Source organism: Pseudomonas sp. S4_EA_1b (assembly GCF_016307435.1).
GTDB classification, from domain to species: domain Bacteria; phylum Pseudomonadota; class Gammaproteobacteria; order Pseudomonadales; family Pseudomonadaceae; genus Aquipseudomonas; species Aquipseudomonas rhodesiae.
On the sequence record NZ_JAEILC010000195.1, the window covers coordinates 1 to 6,320 of the forward strand.

The window sequence follows — 6,320 nt, forward strand, 5'->3', positions numbered from 1 at the left end:
AAGTGCGCAACCTGGCGCAACGCACCCAGGCATCGGTGGAGGAAACCCGCCTGGTGATCGAGCACTTGCAGAGCGGCACCACCGACGTGGTCGGTGCCATGGGCAGCAGTTATCGCCAGGCCCAGGGCAGTGTCGAACAGGTCGGCCAGGCCGTCACCGCACTGCGCCAGATCGGCGACGCGGTCACCGTGATCAGCGATATGAACCTGCAAATCGCCAGTGCCGCGGAGGAGCAAAGCGCCGTCGCCGAAGAGATCAACCACAACGTGGCGACCATCCGCGATGTGACCGAATCGCTGTCGGAACAGGCCAATGAGTCGGCGCGGGTGAGCCAGGCGCTGAACAGCCTGGCCAATCAACAGCAGGGTCTGATGGATCAGTTCCGAGTCTGACGCTTGAAGACCACCCAGGGTGGGCGGGAGCTTGCTCCCGTTTGCCGCCTGTCAGGCATGGCGCTTGGGTAATTCGACCAGCACTTTCAAACCGCCCAAGGGGCTATCCTGCAACCGCAACACCCCGCCCCACACCTCGGCGATATCGCGCACGATCCCCAGGCCCAAGCCGTGACCGTCGATCTGCTCATCCAGGCGCGCGCCACGGCTGAGCACCTGATCTCGCTGGGCTTCGGGGATGCCGGGGCCGTCGTCTTCCACCGCGAGCCAATAGCTGTGGGGGGTCTCATCAATGCTCAGGCGCACCTCGGCGTCCGCCCATTTGCAGGCGTTGTCCAGCAGATTGCCCAGCAACTCCAGCAGGTCTTCGCGATCCCAAGGCAAGTGCAGGCCGGGGGCGGCATGGTAGCTGAGGTCCAGGTGTTCGCCATGGATCATGTTCAAGGTGGCGAGCAGGCCAGGCAGTTCCTGTTCGCAGTCGAACAAGGCGCCGGGCAGGGTTTCGCCAGCCAGACGGGCGCGGTTCAGTTCACGATTGAGGCGTTGCTGCACTTGCTCCAATTGCTCGCGCAACAAGGCGCTCAGCTTGGGATGGTCTTTGAGCGCCTCGCTGGATGCCGCGCTCAGCAATACCGCCAATGGGGTTTTCAGCGCATGGCCAAGGTTGCCCAGGGCATTGCGGGAACGCTTGAGGCTGTCTTCGGTGTGGGCCAGCAGGTGGTTGATCTGCGCCACCAGCGGTTCCAGCTCCAACGGCACCTGAGTGTCGAGCTGCGAGCGTTGGCCTTGCTGCAATTGGGCGATCTGGTTGCGCGCGGTTTCCAGCGGGCGCAAGGCGCGGCGCACAGTCACCCGTTGTAGCACCAGCACCAGCAGCAACGCCGCCAAGCCCAGCACCAGACCGATCTGACGCATCAGGCGAAAGCTTTCGCGCACTGGCGTGTAGTCCTGGGCCACGCTGATGGAAATCGACTGACCAAAGCGCTTGTAGTCCGAACGTAGCACCAGCAGTTGCTGGCCTTCAGGCCCCAGCTGCAGGTTGCCCTTCAGACCGGCCTCGGGCAGGCGCGGCAGTTCCTGATCCCATAGCGAGCGAGAGCGCCAGTGGGTGTCGGCAAAATCGATACGAAAGTAATGTCCCGAAAACGGCCGCTGGTAAGCCGGTGACAGACGATGCTCGTCCAGCTGTACGCCGTTGGGCCCGCGCACCAGTGCCACCAGCAGGTTTTCCGTGTCGTTGCGCAGCCCTGCCTCCAGATATCGCTGCAGACCGGCTTCGAACAACCACAGACTGGTCTGCGCCAGCACCACGCCGACGATCACCATCACACTGATCAGCCCCAGGCTCAGGCGCCGTTGAATCGACTTCATGCGGGGTTGGCGCCAAACCGATAACCCTGGCCACGCCGGGTTTCGATCACGCTGCGGCCCAACTTGCGGCGCAGGTGGTTGACGTGCACCTCCAGCACATTGGAATCGCGCTCGGTTTCGCCGTCATACAGATGCTCGGCCAGATGGCTTTTGGACAGGATTTGCTCAGGGTGCAGCATGAAATAGCGCAGCAGACGAAACTCGGCGGCGGTCAGTTGGACCTCTTCGCCATCGCGCAGCACGCACTGGCGCCCCTCGTCGAGGTGCAGGCCGGCGGCTTGCAGGGTGGGTTGGTTGGCTTGACCGTGGGAGCGACGCAGCAACGCCTGGATGCGCAGGTGCAGTTCTTCGGGATGAAAGGGTTTACTCAGGTAGTCATCGGCACCGGCCTTGAGCCCTTCGATACGCTCGGCCCAGGAATCGCGGGCAGTAAGGACCAGCACCGGGGTGGCCAGCGCCGCCGCGNNGTCGAGGATGATCAGGTCGTAGGGCTCGGTGCGGCCCTGGTATGCGGCGTCGCGCCCATCGGCCAGCCAGTCGACGGCATAGCCTTGGCGCTGCAAGCCGGCCAGCAGTTCATCGGCCAGGGGTACGTTGTCTTCCACCAGAAGCAGGCGCATCAGTCTTCCTCGTCTTTGATCAGCACGCCGCTGGTGGCGTCCAGCTTGATTTCGCGCACCACGCCGTCGGTGGTCACCAGTTCCACTTCATAGGCATATTGCCCGTGTTTTTTTTCAAGCTCGGCTTCCAGCAGGCGCGAGCCGGGATGGCGCGCCATGGCCTGTTGCAACAGCTGTTCCAGCGGCAGGATCACGCCCTGCTGCCGCAGCGCCAGGGCTTCATCTTGATTGAGGTCGCGCGCCGCCAGGCTTGAGCAGAACACCATGAGCACCAGCGGCCATCGGCTGCTGGCGCGTAAATTTACCTTCATTACGTATCCTGATGATTCTTGAGAACCTGCCCGGTGAGCGCGTCCAATTCAACATCCCATTCAATGCCGTCGAGGTCTTGCAGTTCGACTTCATAGATATACTTGCCATAGGCCTCGTCCAGGTCGGTGTCGAGTAATGTCGAACCAGGGTGCAGGGCCAGGGCGGTGGCTTCCAATTGATCGAAGGCGACAATTGTAACAGTGGCAGGCACGGTCAGTGGTTTGTCGGGGTCCACGGCTCCGGCCTGGGTCGCCGTGGAAGCGATGATACCGGCGGCGACCAGAGCTGTGAGGCGCTTCATGATAAGTCTCCGTTACACAATGTTTTCCTACGCCGGACACGGTAACGACTGCAACTTAACTGAAACTGAATTGCCACCATGGCAATTCCAAGCCGACGCGACAAACGACGGTGTTTATTCCGGATTCACGCGGTATGGTTAACGTTTTTCGCGAGCACGCGTGCTCCTACACCCCGCTTCAACAGAGATCGGTATGACAGCCATCCACATCAAATTCCCCGCGCTGACCCTCAAGGCCGGCACGCGCGCTTTGGCACGCATTCGTGAGCAGGGCCTAAAGCCGGCGGATGTCGGCATTCTTCCCGGCGCGGCCGGCGGGCCCAAGGCCCTGGGCATCCAGGGCCTGGACCTGGCGCTGTTCGGCGACTGGCTGCCGCGTGCGCCACGGCAGCGCGCGCTGATCGGCGCGTCCATCGGCTCCTGGCGCTTTGCCAGCGCATGCCTGCCCGACCCGGTGCAGGGCCTGCTGGACCTCGGTCGTCTGTACAACGCGCAACATTTCGCCAAAGGCGTGACCATGGCCCAAGTCAGCCAAAGCTGCGTGCGCATGCTCGACGACCTGCTGGCCGGCCGGGATGCGCGGGTGCTGGACAACCCCGACTATCGACTCAACATCATGGTGGTCAAAAGCCACGGCCTGCTCGCCGATGACCATCGCGGACGCCTGGGCCTGGGCCTGTCGTCGGTGATTGCCGACAACCTGCGCGGTCGCGCACGTCTGTCGCGGCACTTCGAACGCCTGATCGTCCACGACCCGCGCCAGCCGCCGCCGGTGCATCCGCTCAAGGACTTCCCATCGCGCTTCCTCGAACTGGAAGTGGGCAACCTGCGCCAGGCGCTGCTGGCGTCGGGCTCGATCCCCATGGTGATGCAAGGCGTACGCGACCTGCCCGGCGCGGGCCAAGGCACCTACCGCGACGGCGGCCTGCTGGACTACCACCTCGACCTGCCCTACCACGGCGACGACATCGTGCTGTACCCGCACTTCACCGACCGGGTCATCCCCGGCTGGTTCGACAAGGGCCTGCCGTGGCGGCGCAGCAACCCTCAGGGCTTACAGGATGTGTTACTGCTCGCGCCCTCAAGGGACTACCTGGCGCGCCTGCCCCACGGCAAACTGCCGGACCGCAGCGACTTCAAACGCTTTATGGGCGACGACCCGAGCCGCCACAAGTACTGGCAAACCGCGATGAGCGAGAGCCGGCGGCTGGGGGACGAGTTTCTGCAGTTGGCCGACAACGGCGGCCTGGGCGAACGCTTGCAGGCGCTGTGACCCAGCGGTATGCGCGGCGAGGGAGCAAGCTGTTAAACTCGCCGCCTGCCAGATACTGACCGAGCTTAAAACACTGTGGAAATCTTCAAAGATTCCACGGTAACCTCCCGCCAAAAACCTCTCCGATTCAAATATCACCCAAATCCCCTGCTATACGCGATATCCGAGTATCACCGCGTACCGCGAGATACCTTCCCAGTGCCGCCGACTTAGTACATCATCCAGTACATTGAGAACTGAAAGCATAGGATGTACTAGTGGCAATCTCTGACACAGCGGCCAGGCAGGCCAAGCCAAAGGAAAAGGCATACACACTTCCAGACTCGCTTGGGCTTTCGCTCTATATAGCCACCAACGGCATCAAGAGCTGGCATTTCCGTTTTACTTGGCTTGGAAAGCAGGCGCGGATTTCGTTCGGGACTTACCCGGACACAGGCCTAAAGGAAGCGCGCGCGAAGCGAGACGCGGCACGGGAAGACATTGCAAACGGAATTGACCCGCGCAATTCAAGAAGGGAGAAGAAGGCCGAGATGATCGAGGCCGGGGGCCGAACCTTCCGCCGCGTGTACGACGAGTGGCTGGCATTCAGGAAAGGAAGTATTTCGCCAGGGACTTACCGGATCATCAGCAACCTGATGGAGCTGGATGTGCTGCCGACTTTCGGCGCTCGGCAGATCGATACCATTAAGCGCTCAGACGTCATCAGCCTGATCCGAAAGATTGAAAAGCGGGGATCAGTGGCTACCGCCGTCAAGGTTCGGCAACGCACCGGCCAGGTCTTCAGCTATGCAATCGCCATCGGACTGATTGAGGTCAACCCGACCGCCGAGATGCATGCTGTCACGGAAAAGTTGGGGCAGCACAAGCCTCACCCCTTCCTACCATTCAGTGAAATGCCGAAGACAATGGCTGCTATTCAGGCGTCCTCGTCAGGTCACCAGCTGCGTGCTGCGCTCATGCTGATGATCTATACCGCGTCCAGGCCGGGAGAAGTGCGGCGCGCTGAGTGGTCAGAGATCGATCTCGACGCCGCCACCTGGACCACGCCCGCCGCCAAAATGAAAATGCGCAGAGATCACTCGGTACCGCTGTCTACTCAAGCGGTCGACGTGTTGAAGAGTATGCTGCCAATCACCGGCCACTTGCGCTACGTGTTCGTCAACCGAAGCGACTCAACCCTCCCGATCGGCACCAACTACGCCAACAACGTATTGGATGCTTGCGGGCTTACAGGCAAGCAGTCGCCCCACGGGTTCCGGCACTTGTTCTCCACCGAAATGAACGGTCGTGGCCATAACCGCGACTGGATCGAACGTCAGCTTGCTCACGCAGACAGCAGCTTCATACGCGACGTGTACAACCACGCCACATATCTAGAACAGCGCCGAGCCATGATGCAGGAGTGGGCCGATCTTGTAGCTCCCAACCACTAGCACCCCATGCTGGCGGAAGTCCTGAAAATCGTTTCATAGCAACATCTTACGTGGACGCCCACTGCAATCGACGCCTGACGATGCTGAACTGAGATTAACGAATCCCCGCAAATCTCCCTACAGACTTTGGTCGAGAAAGTCCGTCCGTGGCGTCCCGCCGACCGAGCACAAGTATCAATAACACTCGTTACAACGCTGGTCACTCCGCGGAGAAAAAACGATGCTCAGCTCATGTCTAATACCTTCCCTGCTTTCCAATTTCTATGCAGATGAGCATTTTCTTGAGACTGCCCTCATGGAGTCTTCCAACTGGTGAGCAGTCTGGATCTTGATCATGAAGTCTAGGAGCGCGCGCTCCATCAAAGCATTATCCCAGAGTTTTTCACTGTTCTCCCGCTGCACCTAGAGCTTTACTTGAGCAGATTTCCCAAACCTGAGCCACTCTGTGACGGCGGCAACTTTTTTCATCGCAGGGCGCTCAATCAAGGAGAATGTTAGGCCACATATAAAAACCAAAACCGGCGTGAGCGCCAGAATAACAAAACAGTATTGAAGCGCACTAACCTGGCTAATCACCGCAACCCCAAAAACCAATTTAAACACCACATACAATAGAAT

The 6,320-nt window shown here is 60.4% G+C and carries 7 protein-coding genes and 1 pseudogene; 3 read left to right on the forward strand and 5 right to left on the reverse strand.

Annotated elements, in window-relative coordinates; all coding sequences use genetic code 11:
• Positions 1-392 (forward strand): methyl-accepting chemotaxis protein (locus tag YA0848_RS35440; protein WP_232925259.1); only part of this gene is annotated, 392 nt, incomplete at its 5' end.
• Between the two features lie 51 nt (positions 393-443).
• Here the strand turns inward: YA0848_RS35440 and YA0848_RS35445 are convergent.
• From YA0848_RS35445 to YA0848_RS35460, 4 genes are all read right to left on the reverse strand, one after another.
• Positions 444-1,763, reverse strand: a complete 1,320-nt coding sequence (locus YA0848_RS35445) for a sensor histidine kinase (RefSeq protein ID WP_094066341.1) — start codon at positions 1,761-1,763, stop codon at positions 444-446.
• A complete protein-coding gene (locus tag YA0848_RS35450) occupies positions 1,760-2,383 on the reverse strand; it encodes a response regulator transcription factor (protein WP_198731581.1) in 624 nt (207 codons plus the stop codon). The genes YA0848_RS35445 and YA0848_RS35450 overlap by 4 nt, the downstream gene beginning before the upstream one ends.
• Positions 2,383-2,694, reverse strand: coding sequence for a PepSY domain-containing protein (locus YA0848_RS35455; protein WP_034096846.1), 312 nt, complete (start codon positions 2,692-2,694; stop codon positions 2,383-2,385). Before YA0848_RS35455 ends, YA0848_RS35450 begins: the two co-directional genes overlap by 1 nt.
• A complete protein-coding gene (locus tag YA0848_RS35460) occupies positions 2,694-2,996 on the reverse strand; it encodes a PepSY domain-containing protein (RefSeq protein ID WP_034096845.1) in 303 nt (100 codons plus the stop codon). The genes YA0848_RS35455 and YA0848_RS35460 overlap by 1 nt, the downstream gene beginning before the upstream one ends.
• A gap of 193 nt (positions 2,997-3,189) precedes the next feature.
• On the opposite strand from YA0848_RS35460, the gene YA0848_RS35465 reads away from it, so the two are divergent.
• Both YA0848_RS35465 and YA0848_RS35470 read left to right on the forward strand, forming a co-directional pair.
• On the forward strand, positions 3,190-4,269 hold the full coding sequence (locus YA0848_RS35465; RefSeq protein WP_034112872.1) for a hypothetical protein: 1,080 nt from the start codon (positions 3,190-3,192) through the stop codon (positions 4,267-4,269).
• A 257-nt stretch (positions 4,270-4,526) separates the two neighbouring features.
• On the forward strand, positions 4,527-5,702 hold the full coding sequence (locus YA0848_RS35470) for a tyrosine-type recombinase/integrase (RefSeq protein WP_198712610.1): 1,176 nt from the start codon (positions 4,527-4,529) through the stop codon (positions 5,700-5,702).
• A 402-nt stretch (positions 5,703-6,104) separates the two neighbouring features.
• On the opposite strand, the pseudogene YA0848_RS36310 reads toward YA0848_RS35470, so the two are convergent.
• A pseudogene (locus tag YA0848_RS36310) lies at positions 6,105-6,320 on the reverse strand (acyltransferase family protein); the annotation flags it as partial.

What these genes read in the sequence shown, in the direction of transcription:
- YA0848_RS35460 (WP_034096845.1), bottom strand. Translation starts at nt 2,996, where the DNA reads ATGAAGCGCCTCACAGCTCTGGTCGCCGCCGGTATCATCGCTTCCACG.
- YA0848_RS35455 (WP_034096846.1), bottom strand. Translation starts at nt 2,694, where the DNA reads ATGAAGGTAAATTTACGCGCCAGCAGCCGATGGCCGCTGGTGCTCATG.
- YA0848_RS35465 (WP_034112872.1), top strand. Translation starts at nt 3,190, where the DNA reads ATGACAGCCATCCACATCAAATTCCCCGCGCTGACCCTCAAGGCCGGC.
- YA0848_RS35445 (WP_094066341.1), bottom strand. Translation starts at nt 1,763, where the DNA reads ATGAAGTCGATTCAACGGCGCCTGAGCCTGGGGCTGATCAGTGTGATG.